At 39.9% G+C, this 16,886-nt stretch carries 13 protein-coding genes; 10 read left to right on the forward strand and 3 right to left on the reverse strand.

Annotated features, from left to right (window positions below):
* The first annotated feature begins 19 nt into the window (after positions 1 to 19).
* The 5 genes from L1S31_RS03590 to L1S31_RS03610 all read left to right on the forward strand — a co-directional run bounded on the left by L1S31_RS03590 (position 20) and on the right by L1S31_RS03610 (position 5,956).
* Positions 20 to 508, forward strand: coding sequence for a hypothetical protein (locus L1S31_RS03590; RefSeq protein WP_236462254.1), 489 nt, complete (start codon positions 20 to 22; stop codon positions 506 to 508).
* Between the two features lie 6 nt (positions 509 to 514).
* Positions 515 to 1,228: a DNA repair protein RecO gene (gene recO, locus L1S31_RS03595; RefSeq protein ID WP_236462257.1), complete on the forward strand. Its 714-nt coding sequence runs from the start codon at positions 515 to 517 to the stop codon at positions 1,226 to 1,228.
* Positions 1,229 to 1,423: 195 nt separating this feature from the next.
* The gene (gene ileS, locus L1S31_RS03600) at positions 1,424 to 4,825 is read left to right on the forward strand and encodes an isoleucine--tRNA ligase (protein ID WP_236462259.1); all 3,402 of its coding nucleotides are present in this window, start codon (positions 1,424 to 1,426) and stop codon (positions 4,823 to 4,825) included.
* Between the two features lie 7 nt (positions 4,826 to 4,832).
* Positions 4,833 to 5,213 (forward strand): TraR/DksA family transcriptional regulator, encoded by a 381-nt coding sequence (locus tag L1S31_RS03605; protein WP_236462261.1) that lies wholly within the window; start codon positions 4,833 to 4,835, stop codon positions 5,211 to 5,213.
* Between the two features lie 122 nt (positions 5,214 to 5,335).
* Positions 5,336 to 5,956 carry a lipoprotein signal peptidase gene (locus L1S31_RS03610; RefSeq protein WP_236462265.1) on the forward strand — a complete coding sequence of 207 codons (621 nt, stop codon included), beginning with the start codon at positions 5,336 to 5,338 and terminating at the stop codon, positions 5,954 to 5,956.
* Here the strand turns inward: L1S31_RS03610 and L1S31_RS03615 are convergent.
* A complete protein-coding gene (locus L1S31_RS03615) occupies positions 5,934 to 6,500 on the reverse strand; it encodes a 5-formyltetrahydrofolate cyclo-ligase (protein ID WP_236462268.1) in 567 nt (188 codons plus the stop codon). The two genes, L1S31_RS03610 and L1S31_RS03615, sit on opposite strands and share 23 nt — an antisense overlap.
* A 59-nt stretch (positions 6,501 to 6,559) precedes the next feature.
* On the opposite strand from L1S31_RS03615, the gene uvrC reads away from it, so the two are divergent.
* From uvrC to hppD, 5 genes are all read left to right on the forward strand, one after another.
* Positions 6,560 to 8,359 carry an excinuclease ABC subunit UvrC gene (uvrC, locus tag L1S31_RS03620; protein WP_236462272.1) on the forward strand — a complete coding sequence of 600 codons (1,800 nt, stop codon included), beginning with the start codon at positions 6,560 to 6,562 and terminating at the stop codon, positions 8,357 to 8,359.
* A gap of 8 nt (positions 8,360 to 8,367) precedes the next feature.
* Positions 8,368 to 10,581, forward strand: a complete 2,214-nt coding sequence (locus L1S31_RS03625; protein WP_236462275.1) for a patatin-like phospholipase family protein — start codon at positions 8,368 to 8,370, stop codon at positions 10,579 to 10,581.
* Between the two features lie 82 nt (positions 10,582 to 10,663).
* Positions 10,664 to 12,142 carry an amino acid permease gene (locus L1S31_RS03630; RefSeq protein ID WP_236462280.1) on the forward strand — a complete coding sequence of 493 codons (1,479 nt, stop codon included), beginning with the start codon at positions 10,664 to 10,666 and terminating at the stop codon, positions 12,140 to 12,142.
* Positions 12,143 to 12,359: 217 nt separating this feature from the next.
* Positions 12,360 to 13,517, forward strand: coding sequence for a homogentisate 1,2-dioxygenase (locus L1S31_RS03635; RefSeq protein ID WP_236462283.1), 1,158 nt, complete (start codon positions 12,360 to 12,362; stop codon positions 13,515 to 13,517).
* 96 nt (positions 13,518 to 13,613) lie between these two features.
* The gene (gene hppD / locus L1S31_RS03640; protein WP_236462286.1) at positions 13,614 to 14,777 is read left to right on the forward strand and encodes a 4-hydroxyphenylpyruvate dioxygenase; all 1,164 of its coding nucleotides are present in this window, start codon (positions 13,614 to 13,616) and stop codon (positions 14,775 to 14,777) included.
* Positions 14,778 to 14,857: 80 nt separating this feature from the next.
* Here hppD and L1S31_RS03645 read toward each other — a convergent pair whose 3' ends face one another.
* Together L1S31_RS03645 and L1S31_RS03650 are read right to left on the reverse strand one after the other, a co-directional pair.
* On the reverse strand, positions 14,858 to 16,237 hold the full coding sequence (locus tag L1S31_RS03645) for a DUF5689 domain-containing protein (RefSeq protein ID WP_236462289.1): 1,380 nt from the start codon (positions 16,235 to 16,237) through the stop codon (positions 14,858 to 14,860).
* An 8-nt stretch (positions 16,238 to 16,245) separates the two neighbouring features.
* Positions 16,246 to 16,878: a choice-of-anchor J domain-containing protein gene (locus L1S31_RS03650; protein ID WP_236462291.1), complete on the reverse strand. Its 633-nt coding sequence runs from the start codon at positions 16,876 to 16,878 to the stop codon at positions 16,246 to 16,248.
* Positions 16,879 to 16,886 lie beyond the last annotated feature (8 nt).

The raw sequence follows: 16,886 nt of genomic DNA on the forward strand, positions 1-16,886 counted from the left end.
AAGAAAGCTATCCTTCATAATGTTACTCTTCTGTTTTTTGGGATATTCCCAGGAAAAAGAGCCTACTCACAACAGCCATTTTGGTTTTGCATTTTCACCTGGTGTAATCCAACAAAGAAATACATTTCTTGAGGCAAATCTTTTTATGGGATGCATTACCACTGAGCCACATCCCAAAACACCAATAATTGGGGTTTCAGGATTTCGAATTGGTCTGGAATCTGATTTGCACAGGACGATAGCGCCCAAAATAGGATATGAATATGCCATATTGGGATTGGACTTAAAATTGACTGCAGCCAATTATTTTCAGGACAAGAATTCTGAGTTCAGGATTATCCCCGAAATAGGGCTATCCATTGGTGGCTGGGCAAGCCTCACTTATGGCTACGGAATTCCACTCAACGATGGGAATTTAACCGACATCGGTTACCACAGGGTTGGTTTGTCATTCAATCTTAATAAGAGCTTACATAAAGCTGTCTTTAGCAGCATTGAATCAAAGTAATCGGTTATGCAGGTCAAAACCAAAGCCATCGTCATTTCATCGTTAAAATATCAGGAAAAAAGCCTGATAGTGAAATGCCTCACGCAATCCGATGGTTTGAAAAGTTATTTTGTACCCAATGCCTTTTCGGCAAAAAAATCAAACCAGAAAATAGCTTACTTCCAGCCTTTATCGATGTTGGAAATCGAAGCCAACCACAAGAATAAAGGAACACTGGAGCATTTTAAGGAAATCAAATTGGCTCACGCCTACCAGACCATTTCTACCGATATTGTCAAAAGCACCATCGTCATTTTCCTTTCTGAAATCATTCATCACAGCATCCACGAAGAGGAAAAAAACGAAAACCTGTTTGACTTCCTCGAATCGGCGCTGCTTTGGCTCGATGCACACGATGAAATGGCAAATTTCCATTTGATTTTACTGCTTGAGATGACCAAATTCCTTGGGTTTTATCCCGACACTTCTGAAATTGATTTGAAGTTTTTTGATACTAAAGAGGGTGTTTTTTCAACTTTTCAGGGAATGGATTGCCTTTCCGAACACGAAACCTTCCTGTTCAAAAAACTGCTTGCCTTAAAATTCGACTCAGACCAAAAAGTGTTTGCCGGAATCGAACGCCAAATCCTGCTTAAAATCCTATTGCAGTATTATACCACCCATCTTGATGGTTTCAAAAAACCAAAATCCCTCGAGGTTTTAAAGGAGGTTTTTGCATAAATCAGAACTATATAGAACTAAAAAGGATTAGGCTTTTCATAGCTCCTACATAGATGCTCCATAGATACTCCATAGATAAAGCATAGATAGTGTATGGATAGTGTATTAAAACGCTAATGCAAAAACTTACCGCTCATAACTCATAACTCATAACTATTTATTACTTTCGCAGACTGATTTAAGAAAACGACAAAAATGAGTACTAAGTTTACTGAATACAAAGGACTTGACCTGCCTACCGTAGCCTCGGAAGTTCTTGCATTTTGGAAAGAAAATAATGTCTTTGAGCAAAGCGTAACTTCACGGGAGGGAGCTACGCCATACGTGTTTTTTGAAGGTCCGCCATCTGCAAATGGTTTGCCAGGAATCCACCACGTAATGGCTCGTGCGATTAAGGATATTTTTTGTCGTTATAAAACCCAGAAAGGTTTCCAGGTTAAACGTAAAGCGGGCTGGGATACCCACGGTCTTCCTGTTGAATTAGGAACCGAAAAAGAATTAGGAATCACCAAAGAAGATATCGGGAAAACCATCTCCATCGAAGAATACAACGAAGCTTGTAAACGTACGGTTATGCGTTATACCGACGTGTGGAATGACCTTACCGAAAAAATGGGGTATTGGGTAGATATGGAAGATCCATACGTAACCTACAAATCCAAATACATGGAGTCGGTTTGGTGGTTGTTGAAACAGATTTACAACAAGGATTTACTATACAAAGGCTACACCATTCAGCCGTATTCACCAAAAGCCGGAACCGGATTATCTTCTCACGAAGTTAATCAGCCAGGTTCTTACCGTGATGTAACGGATACAACAGTTGTGGCGCAATTCAAAACCAAATCAGAGACCTTACCGAGCTTTTTACAGGGATTTGGAACCGTTCACATTTTAGCCTGGACGACCACGCCATGGACGTTGCCAAGTAATACAGCATTGACCGTTGGTCCAAAAATCGATTATGTTTTGGTGAAGACTTTCAACCAATATACTTTCGAGCCGGTAAATGTTGTTTTGGCTAAAAATCTGGTCGGAAAGCAATTCGGAAAAGGATTTGCGGCAAGCGAAAGCGATGACGATTTCATTAATTATAAAGCCGGAGACAAAACCATTCCATTCAAGGTTTTAACCGAATTCAAAGGAAAGGATTTAATCGGAATCCGATACGAACAATTGATGCCGTTGGCATTGCCTTATCAAACTCCTGAAAATGCTTTCAGGGTGATTTCTGGAGATTTCGTTACGACTGAAGACGGAACCGGAGTGGTCCATACTGCGCCGACTTTTGGTGCCGATGATGCCAAGGTTGCCAAAGAAGCAAAACCCGAAGTTCCACCAATGTTGGTTTTAGACGAAATCGGAAATCCCGTTCCACTAGTTGATTTACAGGGAAGATTCATCCAAGGTTTGGGTGATTTGTCTGGAAAATATGTGAAAAACGAATATTATGATGCCGGGACCGCTCCTGAAAAGTCAGTCGATGTCGAAATCGCTATTCGTTTAAAAGAAGAAAACAAAGCCTTTAAGGTTGAGAAATACGTCCACAGTTATCCACACAGCTGGAGAACGGATGAACCATTGTTATATTACCCATTGGATTCCTGGTTTATCAAGGTTACTGATGTAAAAGATAGAATGTTCGACCTGAACGAAACCATCAACTGGAAACCAAAAGCAACCGGTGAAGGCCGTTTCGGAAACTGGTTGAAAAATGCCAACGACTGGAACCTGTCGCGTTCAAGATATTGGGGAATTCCTTTGCCAATCTGGAGAACCGAAGACAAACAGGAAGAAATCTGTATTGGTTCGGTAGAAGAACTGTACGATGAAATCGAAAAAGCAATTGCGGCCGGAGTAGAAACATCCAACCCGTTCAAAGGTTTTGAAATCGGGAATATGGCTGAATCCAATTATGATTTGGTTGATTTGCATAAAAATGTAGTTGACAATATTACCTTGGTTTCTCCTTCTGGAAAACCAATGAAACGAGAAACCGATTTGATTGACGTTTGGTTCGATTCGGGTGCCATGCCTTATGCACAATGGCATTATCCGTTTGAAAATAAGGACAAAATCGACGAGAACAAAGACTTTCCAGCTGATTTTATTGCCGAAGGCGTTGACCAGACGCGTGGTTGGTTTTATACTTTACACGCAATCGGGACTTTGGTTTTTGATACTATTGCTTACAAAAATGTGGTTTCAAATGGTTTGGTTCTGGACAAAAACGGACAAAAAATGTCCAAACGTCTAGGAAATGCTGTTGATCCATTTACCACTTTGGCTGAATATGGTCCTGATGCTACGCGTTGGTACATGATTGCCAATGCAAATCCGTGGGACAATTTGAAATTTGATATCGAAGGTGTTGCCGAAGTCCGCCGTAAGTTTTTCGGGACTTTATACAATACCTATTCGTTTTTTGCGTTATATGCTAACATCGACGGATTTAAATATGCCGAAGCGGAAATTCCATTAAACGAAAGACCTGAAATCGATCGTTGGATTTTATCCGAACTGCATACATTGATAAAAACGGTTGATGAAGCTTACGCTGATTACGAACCAACAAAAGCAGCAAGAGCCATTTCTGATTTCGTTCAGGAAAACCTGAGTAACTGGTATGTTCGTTTGTGCAGGAGAAGATTCTGGAAGGGCGAATACGGCACCGATAAAATTGCGGCTTACCAAACATTGTATACCTGTTTGATCAACGTTGCTAAACTATCTGCACCAATTGCCCCGTTCTTTATGGACAAATTGTATAGTGATTTGGTTAACACCACTAATTCTGAGGAATTTACAAGTGTGCACTTAGCAAAATTCCCGGTTTCGGTTGAAAACTTTGTTGATAAATCACTCGAAAGCAAAATGATGAAAGCGCAAACGGTTTCGTCACTGGTTTTATCACTTCGAAAGAAGGAAATGATCAAGGTACGCCAGCCTTTGCAAAAGGTTATCATTCCTGCCTTTGACGATAATTTCAAGGCTGAAATCAATGCGGTTTCCGACCTGATAAAAGCCGAAGTAAACGTTAAGGAAATCGAACTTCTGGATGATGCTTCAGGCGTATTGGTAAAACAGATTAAGCCAAATTTCAAGGCACTTGGACCTCGTTTCGGCAAGGATATGGGTTTGATTGCCAAAGAGATACAGAATTTTTCTGCAGAACAAATAAACGAATTGGACCGCAATGGCGAGCTGTCGCTTGTTATTTCAGGAAATAGTATAATTTTAACATCCGAGGACGTTGAAATTTCTTCACAGGATATTCCGGGTTGGTTGGTTGCCAATGCTAATGGCATAACCGTTGCGTTAGACATTACGCTGACCGAAGAATTGAAAAACGAGGGAATTGCAAGGGAATTGGTTAACCGAATCCAGAACATTAGAAAAGACAGTGGATTTGAAGTAACCGATAAAATTAAAGTCCGGTTACAACAAAATGAGGAGCTTGAAAAAGCGGTAAAAACAAATGTAACATATATCAAATCAGAGACACTAACTGAAACGTTGGATTTTGCAGCCGATTTGGATAATGCTACAGAAATAGAATTTGACAATATAAAAACCAAAATATTAATCTCAAAATAGAACAAAGATGGTAGAAGAAAAAATGAGATACTCAGATGCTGATTTAGCAGAGTTCAAGGAAATTATCTTAGTAAAAATGGAAAAGGCTAAAGCCGACCTGGAATTGATAAAAAGCGCTTACATGAACGACTTAAACAATGGTACAGATGATACATCGCCAACGTTTAAGGCATTTGAAGAAGGAAGCGAAACCATGTCTAAGGAAGCAAATTCGCAGCTGGCAATCCGTCAGGAGAAGTTCATCCGCGATTTGAAAAATGCACTTTTCCGTGTTGAAAATAAAACATACGGCGTTTGTAAAGTAACCGGAAAGTTGATCAGCAAGGAGCGATTAAAAATAGTTCCTCACGCTACAATGAGTATTGAAGCTAAAAATTTACAACGATAACAACTTTACTATTAATTAAGTAACGCTCCAAAATGGAGCGTTATTTTTTAGAAAATTAATACTATTTTTGCGCCACCGTAAGCTGAAAACCCGAACGGTACGAAGTAATTAAAATCCAAAAAATGTCATTAAGGAATTCTGTTTTAATCATCGCAATTGTCCTGCTGGTTGATCAATTTGTCAAAATCTATATCAAAATGAATTTTATCCTCGGTGAGGAAATTCATGTTTTTGATTGGTTTAGGATTTATTTCATTGAAAACGACGGAATGGCATGGGGAACAAAAATTCCCGGAGCTTATGGCAAAGCAATACTAACCGGCTTTAGGATTTTAGCCGTTTTTGGGATTGGCTATTGGCTTTATGATGCAAGTACCAAACACAGTTCCAGTTACCTTATGGTTGCCATTGCGCTGATATTTGCAGGCGCTGTTGGCAACATCCTCGATTCTGTTTTTTATGGCGTGCTATTCAGCGACAGCCATCATCAATTAGCCGAAATCTTTACAGACAAACCATATCAGTCCTGGTTTCATGGTGAAGTGGTCGATATGCTCTATTTCCCTATTTGTGAAGGAACATTCCCAAAATGGCTTCCGGTTTATGGAGGACAGCAATTCAAATTCTTTAACGCCATTTTCAACATTGCCGATATGGCAATATCAATTGGTGTTGGTATCCTGATTGTGTTCAACAAAAAAGCGTTTGCTAAGAAAACGTCTATCGGAACTCATAGTTCGTAGTTGGGGTAACACAGTAATCCAAACGGATATCGGTTGCAAAAACGCCGTCAATGGCTTCCTCTGCTTCGAAGAAAGACAAACCAACCTTAACGACTTCATCATTGCATTTGGACAGGAAAATATCGTAAAAGCCTTTTCCGTAACCCACTCTGTGTCCTTTTTTATCAAAAGCCAGAAGCGGTACAAAAACCACATCAATTTTAGCATTTGGAACTTCAATGCCGTCAACCGGTTCGTAAATGTTGTGTTGGTTTTTTTGAAATTTTGTATTGTCGGTCAGCAAATAATGGGTCATGCCCAACGTATCAAAATTGGTTTTCGATACCACAATTTCCTTGTCCTTTCCTGCCAATACCTGAAGGATGAATTCGGTTTCCACTTCCTTCTGCTCTTCAATAGTCAGGAACAAATGGAAATAGGTTTTCTCCCAAATATCCAACTGCAGGATCCTGTTGGCTATGGCCAAACTTTTATCTTCGATTTCTTCAGGCGATAATTCCAGACGCATTGCTTTGTATTTTGCCCTGAGTTCTTTTTTGTTCATGATTCAAAAATACTTTAATTTTTATAACTTTGAGGTCAATCCGTATCCTTAAATCTTAAATGGAAACTCCTTCTCTCGAACTTCAGATACAATCGCTGCCAGACAATCCCGGCGTTTATCAGTATTACGATAAGGAAGGTAAGATACTGTATGTCGGCAAAGCCAAAAACCTCAAAAAAAGGGTTTCCTCCTATTTCAACAAACTCCATGACAATGCCAAAACCAATGTGCTGGTTAGGAAGATTGTCACGATTAAACACATCGTGGTTTCATCAGAACAGGACGCACTTTTGTTGGAAAACAACCTTATCAAAAAACACCAGCCTCGCTATAATGTGTTATTGCGCGATGATAAAACCTATCCTTGGATCTGCATCAAAAAAGAACCTTTCTCAAGGATTTTTCCAACACGGAGGATGATAAAGGACGGTTCAGAATATTTTGGCCCTTACACTACTTTCAAGACCGTGCATACGATTATGGATTTGATTAAGGAATTATATCCGCTTCGAACCTGCAACTATGATTTGAGCGAAGCCAATATCAAAGCCCATAAATTCAAGGTTTGTTTGGAATATCATATCGGGAATTGCAAAGGTCCGTGTGAAGGATTGGAAACATTGGAAAATTATCAAAAACAGGTAGATGCAATCCGTCAAATCCTAAAAGGGAATTTCAAGGACAGCTTGCGCGATTTCAAAAAGCAGATGAATGATTATGCGAAGGAAATGAAGTTTGAGGCTGCCCAAAAAATAAAAGAGAAAATTGAAGTTTTAGAAAATTACCAGTCGTATTCTACGGTTTTGAATCCGAAGATTTCAAATATAGACGTGTTTTCAATTGTGTCCGATGAAGCTATGGCTTATGTCAACTTTCTGCAGATTTCGCATGGCGCCATTATCCGCTCATTTACCCTGGAACTCAAAAAGAAACTCGACGAAACCGATGAAGAACTTCTGGAACTTGCCGTTGTTGAACTCCGCGAACGTTTTCATCTGACTTCAAAGGAAATCATCCTTCCTTTTGCCTTGGATTTTGGCCCGAGTATAAAAGTTACTGTTCCCCAATTGGGAGACAAAAAACAAATCCTGGAACTTTCGCAACGCAATGCAAAATATCAAAGGCTAGAGCAGTTAAAGCAAATCCAAATTGTAGATCCGGAACGTCACACGAACCGAATTATGGCACAGATGCAAAAGGATTTACGCCTTTCGGTTGAGCCAAGGCATATCGAATGTTTCGATAACTCGAATATCCAGGGAACCAATCCGGTTTCGGCCTGCGTGGTTTTTAAGGATGGAAAGCCGAGCAAAAAAGATTACCGCCATTTTAATATCAAAACTGTTGAAGGACCAAATGATTTTGCCTCAATGGAGGAAGTCGTTTACAGGCGCTACAAACGCCTTTTGGATGAAAACCAGCCATTGCCCCAACTAATTATTATTGATGGCGGAAAAGGACAATTATCTTCGGCTTTGAAAAGCATTGATGAATTAGGCTTACGCGGAAAAATTGCCATTATCGGAATTGCCAAACGACTGGAAGAATTGTTTTATCCCGGTGATTCAGTGCCATTGTATTTGGACAAAAAATCGGAAACATTAAAAGTCATACAGCAGTTGCGAAACGAAGCACACCGTTTCGGAATTACCCATCATCGCGACAAGCGCAGCAAATCGGCATTGAATTCGACCATAGAATTAATACCGGGAATTGGTGAAAAGACGATGCTGACGTTGCTAAAACATTTTAAAAGTGTTAAAAGATTGAAATTAGCCACCGAAAAAGAAATTTCTGAGGTTGTCGGAGTATCAAAAGCCAAAAAAATTTCCGAATTTTACAACATAAGCAAACCCTAACCCTTTCTATGAAAAAAACAATGCTCGTTCTGATTGGTCTCTTTTTCCTTCAGGCTATTGTTGCACAAGAAACCCAAAAGAAAGAAAGACCAAAAATTGGTTTGGTTCTTAGTGGTGGTGGTGCGAAAGGATTTGCACACATTGGAGTCTTAAAAGTCTTGGAACAGGCCGGAGTAAAAATTGATTACATTGCCGGAACCAGCATGGGAGCAGTTGTGGGCGGTTTGTATGCTTCGGGTTATAGCGCCACACAAATTGATTCCATTTTTTACAATACCGATTTTGACGAACTGCTGCAGGATTACATTCCGCGTTCTTCCAAAAGTTTTTACGAAAAGCGGAACGACCAGATGTATGCCATTACGCTGCCGTTCAACAAGTTCAAATTCGGGATTCCGATTGCCTATTCCAAAGGGATGTATAATTACAGCCTGTTGTCAAAACTGACGCACAAAGTGCGCTTTGTGGATGATTTCAATAAACTCCCAATTCCTTTTGTATGCATAGCCACCGATATTGAAAAAGGCGAAGAGGTAATTTTGAACAAAGGTTACCTGGCGCAGGCAATGCTGGCAAGTTCGGCTTTTCCTTCGTTGTTTTCCCCGGTTGAAATTGATGGAAAATTATTGATTGACGGTGGTGTTGTAAACAATTATCCCGTCGAGGAAATCCGGAAAATGGGTGCCGATATTGTAATTGGTGTTGATGTGCAGGATGATTTAAAAGACCGCAATTCCCTCAAGGATGCAACCCGGATTTTGGTTCAGATTACCAATCTGGATATGATCAAATCGATGAAGGAAAAACAGAAACTTACCGATATCTACATCAAACCTAATGTTTCTGATTATGGTGTGATTTCATTTGATGCCGGAAGGGAAATTGTCAAAAAAGGCGAAGAATCTTCATTTGTAGTATATGAGCAGATCAAAAAACTGGCAGACACGACCGGGAACTACAAAATCAATAATTTAAAAGTTACTTCGGATTCGTTAAGGATAAAAAACATCTCGATAAACAAATTAGACAATTATACCAGGGCTTATGTTTTAGGTAAACTCAATTTCAAAAACGGAAAAACCATCTGCTACAAAGACCTGCAGACAGGAATCAACAACATCAACGCCACGCAAAACTTCAGCAGGATCAGTTACACCATTGAAGGTAAGGAAGGTGAAGACGAACTGAAATTATCCCTTACGGAAAATCCAACCACAACCTTTTTGAAATTTGGGCTTCATTATGATGGCTTGTACAAAAGCGCCGTTTTGGCCAACATTACCCAGAAAAAATCCCTCTTTAAAAACGACGTGCTTTCCTTTGACCTTGGGCTTGGCGATAACATTCGCTACAATCTGGATTATTATATCGATAACGGTTTTTACTGGAGCTTTGGGCTGAAGTCACGCTACAATACCTTCAACAAAAATGTCACTACCGATTTTAGGGACGGTGCATTATTACAGCAGTTAGGGCTCAACAGCATCAATATTGATTTTCAGGATTTGACCAATCAGGCGTATATGCAGACGGTTTTCATACAGAAATTCCTAATTGGAGCCGGACTGGAACACAAATTCCTAAAAATAAAATCCGAGAACCTAATCGGGACAAATCCAACATTTGAGAACAGCAGCTACCTGAGTGTTTTTGGGTATGCCACTTACGATTCCTTTGACAACAGGCTCTTTCCTAAAAGAGGCTGGATGTTTAATGGCGACATACAGTCGTATCTACATTCCTCTGATTATACCAGGGAATTCAGCCGTTATTCGATTGCCAAAGGACAGATTGGAATTGCACGGACCATTTATAAAAAACTGACCCTCAAAGTGGAGTCGGAAGGCGGATTTACCATTGGTAAGGACAGTGTACACTTTTTTGATTTTGTTTTGGGAGGTTCCGGATTCAATACCATCAACAACTTCAAGCATTTTTATGGCTATGATTTTTTAAGCATTGCTGCCGATAGCTATATCAAGTCGTGTTTTACCCTGGATTATGAGATTTACAAAAAAAACCACATCAATTTTGCGGCAAATTATGCCAACGCCGAAGACGGTTTGTTTGAAAACGGGAATTGGCTTTCCAAACCAACTTATAATGGCTACGCAATTGGATATGCCTTGGAGTCGATACTTGGACCTGTTGAAATAAAATATTCCTGGTCTCCTGAGTTGCGAAAGGGTTATGCTTATTTTAGCGTTGGATTCTCATTTTAATCCAAACGGATTTACTTTTTATCAGTATTAAAATAAAAAACTATATTTGAAGCTAATAAACTATTAACTAAAAAACCACTATATGTCTATTTGGAAAAGAAAACCCATGGCGCTTTTGCTTGAAGAAGCGTCAGAATCTGAAAAAGGATTAAAACGAACCTTGACTGCCTGGTCATTGGTTGCCTTAGGAATTGGAGCAATCATTGGTGCCGGGCTTTTTGTTAGGACCGCTACGGCAGCAGCTCAGAATGCCGGGCCATCAGTTACAATCGGATTCATTGTAGCCGCTATTGGTTGTGCTTTAGCAGGATTGTGTTATGCCGAATTGTCTTCTTCCATTCCAATTTCCGGAAGTGCCTATACCTACACTTATGCAACCATGGGTGAATTATTGGCGTGGATCATTGGTTGGGATTTGATTTTGGAATATGCTGTTGGAGCCGCGACTGTAGGGATTGCGTGGAGTGAATACCTCAATAACCTGCTGGTCAATGTGCTCCATGTGAGCCCAATTCCGTATGAATGGTCACATTCCCCTTTCCAGAGTTCAGCAGATGGCGTTAGTGGAATAATGAATATCCCTGCTTTTGTTATTGTAGGATTGATTAGTCTGCTTTTAATTAAAGGGACGCAGGAATCTGCATTTGTAAACGGAATTATCGTAATTACAAAGGTTTCCATTGTAGTTTTGATTATTGTTTTCGGATGGCATTTTATAGACTCAGCAAATCATACACCTTATATTCCGCCTACTTCAACTTATGTAGATGAAGCCGGCGTGGGTCATAACTTTGGAGGAATCATGGGTATACTTGGCGCTGCGGGAACCGTTTTCTTCGCCTTCATCGGATTTGATGCGGTAAGTACCGCTGCCCAGGAAACCATAAATCCTAAGCGTAATATGCCTATCGGAATCTTAGGTTCATTGGCAGTCTGCACCATTTTATATATTCTTTTTGCGCACGTTTTGACCGGTCTTGAAGATGTAGAGTTTTTCAGAAACGGTGGAAAAGAAGCTTCGGTTTCTAATGCCATTATCTCAGCAATGCCAGGTTATAACTGGTTAGCCCAGTTTGTAACTGTAGCTATCCTATTCGGATTCACGTCGGTTATTCTTGTTATGTTATTGGGACAATCAAGGGTTTTCTATTCCATGGGGAAAGACGGTTTATTGCCAAGAGCATTTAGCGACATCCATCCAAAATTCAAAACTCCTTATAAAGCCAACTTAGTGATATTGGTAATTGTTGGTCTTTTTGCAGCATTCATTCCGGGTGACATTGTGGGTGACATGACGAGTATCGGAACATTGTTTGCGTTTATTTTAGTTTGTATTTCGGTTATTGTTTTGAGAAAAACACATCCTGAGATGAAACGCGAATTTAAAACACCGTTTGTGCCATTTGTGCCAATCCTTGGTATTATTGTATGCCTTGCGATGATTTATGGTTTAGGTTGGACCAACTGGTTGAGGCTTATTGGCTGGTTGGCTATTGGTTTTATTGTATACTTTGGATACAGTAGGAAAAATAGCCGCCTTAATAACGGCGATAAAGAATAACAGCAAATAGAATAGCAAAGGCATCGAGTTTTCGGTGCCTTTTGCTTTTATAAATATTTCACAATTAAGAAGCCCTAAATTTAAATTTTTCCGATATTTGTTAGATGAAAAAATGGGATAATCTATTGGCACATTTAAAATTCCTGATTAAAAGAAATCCGGAATGATTTACGGCACCCAATCGTAAATGAATGTCTAATATTTAAATATTTAAGTAATGCCACTATATCATAAACTTGGCGATTTTCCACAAAAAAGACACACGCAGTTTGAAAAACCAAATGGCGGTTTGTATTACGAACAGCTTTTTGGAACTGAAGGATTCCACGGGCATTCTTCGCTGTTGTACCATGTCCACAGGCCAACACAGGTCAAGGAAATTGCAAAATCCTATTCGGTTGAGCCAAAAATTGCCATAGGCAAAAACATCAAATCATTGCTTTTGAAAGGTTTTGAATTAAAGCCCGAAGATGATTTTTTAGATAGCCGAAAAGCAATGCTTGTCAACCGTGATTGTATCATCGGGCTTGCTGCTCCAAGAAAATCTTTGACCAGCTATTTCTACAAAAATGCCGACGCCGATGAAATGCTTTTCATCCACAAAGGAAAGGGAAAACTCCGCACCATGATGGGAAATATCCCTTTTGAATACGGAGATTACCTGATCATTCCACGCGGAATGATTTACCAAATCGAATTTGAAAGCTCGGACAACCGTTTGTTCTATGTAGAGTCTTATACGCCTTTTTATACACCAAAACGATACAAAAATTCATCGGGCCAACATTTGGAACACGCGCCATTTTGCGAGCGTGATTTTAAATTGCCAAATGAACTGGAAACCTATGACGAAAAAGGTGATTTCACCATCAAAATCAAAAAGGAAGGCATGATGCACGAAGTGGTTTATGCTACGCATCCTTTTGATGTTGTAGGCTGGGATGGTTATAATTTCCCATACGGTTTCAGCATCCATAATTTTGAACCGATTACAGGTCGTGTGCATCAACCGCCACCAGTGCATCAAACATTTGAGACTGCGACTTTCGTCGTTTGCTCGTTTGTCCCAAGATTGTACGATTACCATCCAAAAGCGATTCCTGCACCATACAACCACAGTAACATTGACAGCGATGAAGTGTTGTATTATGTTGATGGTGATTTCATGTCGAGAAATAATATTGAGGTTGGGCATATCACGCTGCATCCAAAAGGGATTCCACACGGTCCAGCGCCAGGTGCAATGGAGCGCAGTATTGGCCACAAAGACACTCAGGAATTGGCCGTTATGGTCGATACCTTCCGTCCGTTGATGGTAACAGAAGAAGCGATGGGATTGGACGACGGGCAGTATTACAAATCGTGGGTAGAATAATTAGGAGCTAATCCGGCTGTCCGCGCTACATGGTAGCTTGCTCCCATCCGGGCTAAAAAACAACATTAAACTCAACTTTATCTAAAAATCAGCATTATGTCAAAAGAAATAAAATCCGTTGAATACGGACTTGAAAAAATATTCGAAGGCGCACAGGATTTCCTGCCGCTTTTGGGAACAGATTACGTAGAATTTTATGTGGGGAACGCCAAACAGGCAGCCCACTTTTACAAAACAGCTTTCGGGTTTCAATCGTATGCCTATTCAGGTCTAGAAACCGGAAACAGGGAAAGCGCTTCTTATGTGTTGAAGCAGGACAAAATCCGTTTGGTTTTAACTACAGCGTTGAACAGTAATTCCCCTATTGGTGAACACGTAAAAAAACACGGAGATGGTGTTAAGGTTATTGCGCTTTGGGTAGAAGATGCCCGTTCGGCATTTGAAGAAACCACCAAGCGTGGTGCAAAACCTTATTTTGAACCCGTTGTTGAAAAAGATGAAAATGGTGAGGTTGTACGTGCGGGAATCTATGGTGCGTATGGGGAAACCGTATTCATTTTTGTGGAACGTAAAAATTATAAAGGAGCCTTCCTGCCAGGATACAAGGAATGGAAATCGGATTACAATCCGGAACCGGTTGGATTGAAATTTATAGACCATATGGTTGGAAATACTGGCTGGAACAGAATGAATGAAGCGGTAAAATGGTTTGAGGATGTGATGGGATTTGTGAATTTCCTTTCGTTTGACGACAAACAGATTACCACAGAGTATTCTGCTTTGATGTCTAAAGTTATGTCTAACGGAAACGGAAGAATCAAATTCCCAATCAATGAGCCTGCAAACGGTAAAAAACGTTCCCAGATTGAAGAATATTTAGATTTTTATGAGGATGAAGGAGTACAACACATTGCTGTAGCTACCGATGATATCCTAAAAACGGTAGCCGATATGCGTTCGCGTGGGATTGAGTTCCTGAGCACGCCTCCACAAGCGTATTACGACGCGATTCCGGAACGATTAAAGGATCATATGGACAAGTTTAAGGAAGACATCAATGAGCTTCAGAAACTGGGTATTATGATTGATGCTGATGAGGAAGGTTATTTACTGCAAATCTTCACCAAGCCTATTGAAGACCGACCAACCTTATTCTTTGAGGTAATCCAGAGAATGGGTGCCAGAGGATTTGGTGCAGGTAACTTTAAAGCGTTGTTCGAATCTATCGAAAGAGAGCAGATGCTGAGAGGAACATTGTAAGACTTTTTCAAGGCTTTTAAGCATAAAAAAAGAGTCCCGAAATTTCGGGACTCTTTTTTATTTAAACTGTATTTAAAATACTAGTTGATAACAATATCGTCAATCTGAACTGTTGTTGTAATTGTTTCTGATCCGATGTATTCAAAAACAAAATACCCATTGCCTGTTAAAGTTCCAGGAATAGTAAAAGTTCCAGGTGAAGTAAAGCTGTTCTCTGAAGCTCCAACTGCAGGATAAGTAATATTGAAGCTTGATGTAATATCTACCAAATTACTCAAGTTAATCGGTGAACCTAATGTATAATTAGCAGCTGTTATGTAATAAACCTTTAACGCTTCTGCACCCGAATTAAACCTGATTTCCTTTTTAAATGTAAATGTATTAGCAGCGGTAAAATCAACCGGTACAAGGAATAATGTTTTTGCAGGAACTCCTGGATTACCGGAACCGTTGAAAGAAGTCATCTCGATATATTTATTCCCACTGAAGGTTTTAAGCTGCCATAATCTGCTGCCGATTACCGGATCGTTCACATATTTAGGGAAATTGGTTTGGTTGGTTGTCAGATACGAAGTAAATGGCTCGTTCAATGATCCGCCAAATACCATTGCAGTTCCACCTACAGCCGGAGTTGAGTCAAAACGCGAAGCGTTTAACATAATATCATGCTCATAGCGAACCAGGAATTGGAAAGTAGACTGGTACTTTGTCAAAACACCTCTGATGGTTCCACTTTCTGAAGGAACAATTTTACCCGTGAAAGGCGCAAAGCTGCTGAAACGGATAATCTGTTCTGCACCACCCGTTGATGAAGCCAATAAATGGTTTGTAGCACCACCACCAGAATCAACATCGTAGTACGTTCTTCCAACAGATGAATCTGAAAATTCAACTCCAGTCAAATCAATTAAGGTATTCTGATTAACGTCTGCATAAGCTTGCGATAAAGTCATTGACCTAACCAATTTGCTTTCAGGTTCAATAGTAGCTGAAGGGAATAAATGGTCTTTCCAATCGAATTCAGAGATTCTTCCGATGGAACCTTCAAACAAAGCGCCTATCATCAAAGAACCATATACTTTAGCCGAATATAAACCATTCAATCTGATGTAAACTTTTCTTCCAGGCGTGAATCCTTTTCCGAATAATGTTGTTGCATTAACAGGAACGCTGAATCCAATTGGCGCAGAACCATCAGTTGGGATGGTCTGGAAAGAAATCGATTTATAGAAAGTACCTTGTGAATCACTTGAAGTTACATATCCAACAATGATATCCTCTGTAGAAGTCAAAACCGGAGTAGTTCCGTGAGGAACATCGGCAACCTCTTTATTAGGAGTCAACTCATAAGTCGTCAAAGTATCTTCAGGAACCTGGTAATTGTCGTCAGATGCACAACCTGAGAAAAGCCCAATTGCCAGTGTTAGTAATAATGCTGATTTAAAAATTAATTTTTTCATATTTTATTTTATGATTTATTTTTTGCAAAAAATCTAATATTGTCCAATTCGTAAGTCCCGTCAATTGGTGAATTTGTTACTCCTGCTCCTTTGTATTTGAATGCAAAGTGAAGCGTTCCATCATAACCTGACAAGTCGATAATTCCTGAACTGAAGAAGTCGAAATTGGTTGCTGAATTCAATGGTGGCTGTTTGAAAGTTACAGGTTCCCAGTGAGCAGCCAAAACGTCTGTTCCGTTGAAGTCTGTAGACACCAATAACTGAAGTGAGTTTGCAGCTGAACCAACATAAGCCTGAGCCACATCGAAAGCTAAAATCTCATTAGTATACAGGTCCATGTTGATTGCCGGTGAAATCAACCATGCAATATTTGATGGGTCACCAGAATTGTAAGGGTTCATTTCAACATATTTGTCATCATAATAAATTCCCTCTGCCCATTTTACGTCTCCAGCTTCTGCGAAGTTGGTCCATCCTTCAAGGACAAGTTCATCACCATCATGTGTGTTGCCCAAAAAGTCGGCATACACAATTGCTTTGGATGCATCCGGAAGTTGGATGTCATCTTCAGGAGAACATCCTGTAAATGCTAATGAAACCAATAGTCCCATTACCAAAAATTTGATTGTTGTTGTTTTCATAGCTATTT

The organism is Flavobacterium wongokense, assembly GCF_021608265.1.
GTDB lineage: Bacteria > Bacteroidota > Bacteroidia > Flavobacteriales > Flavobacteriaceae > Flavobacterium > Flavobacterium wongokense.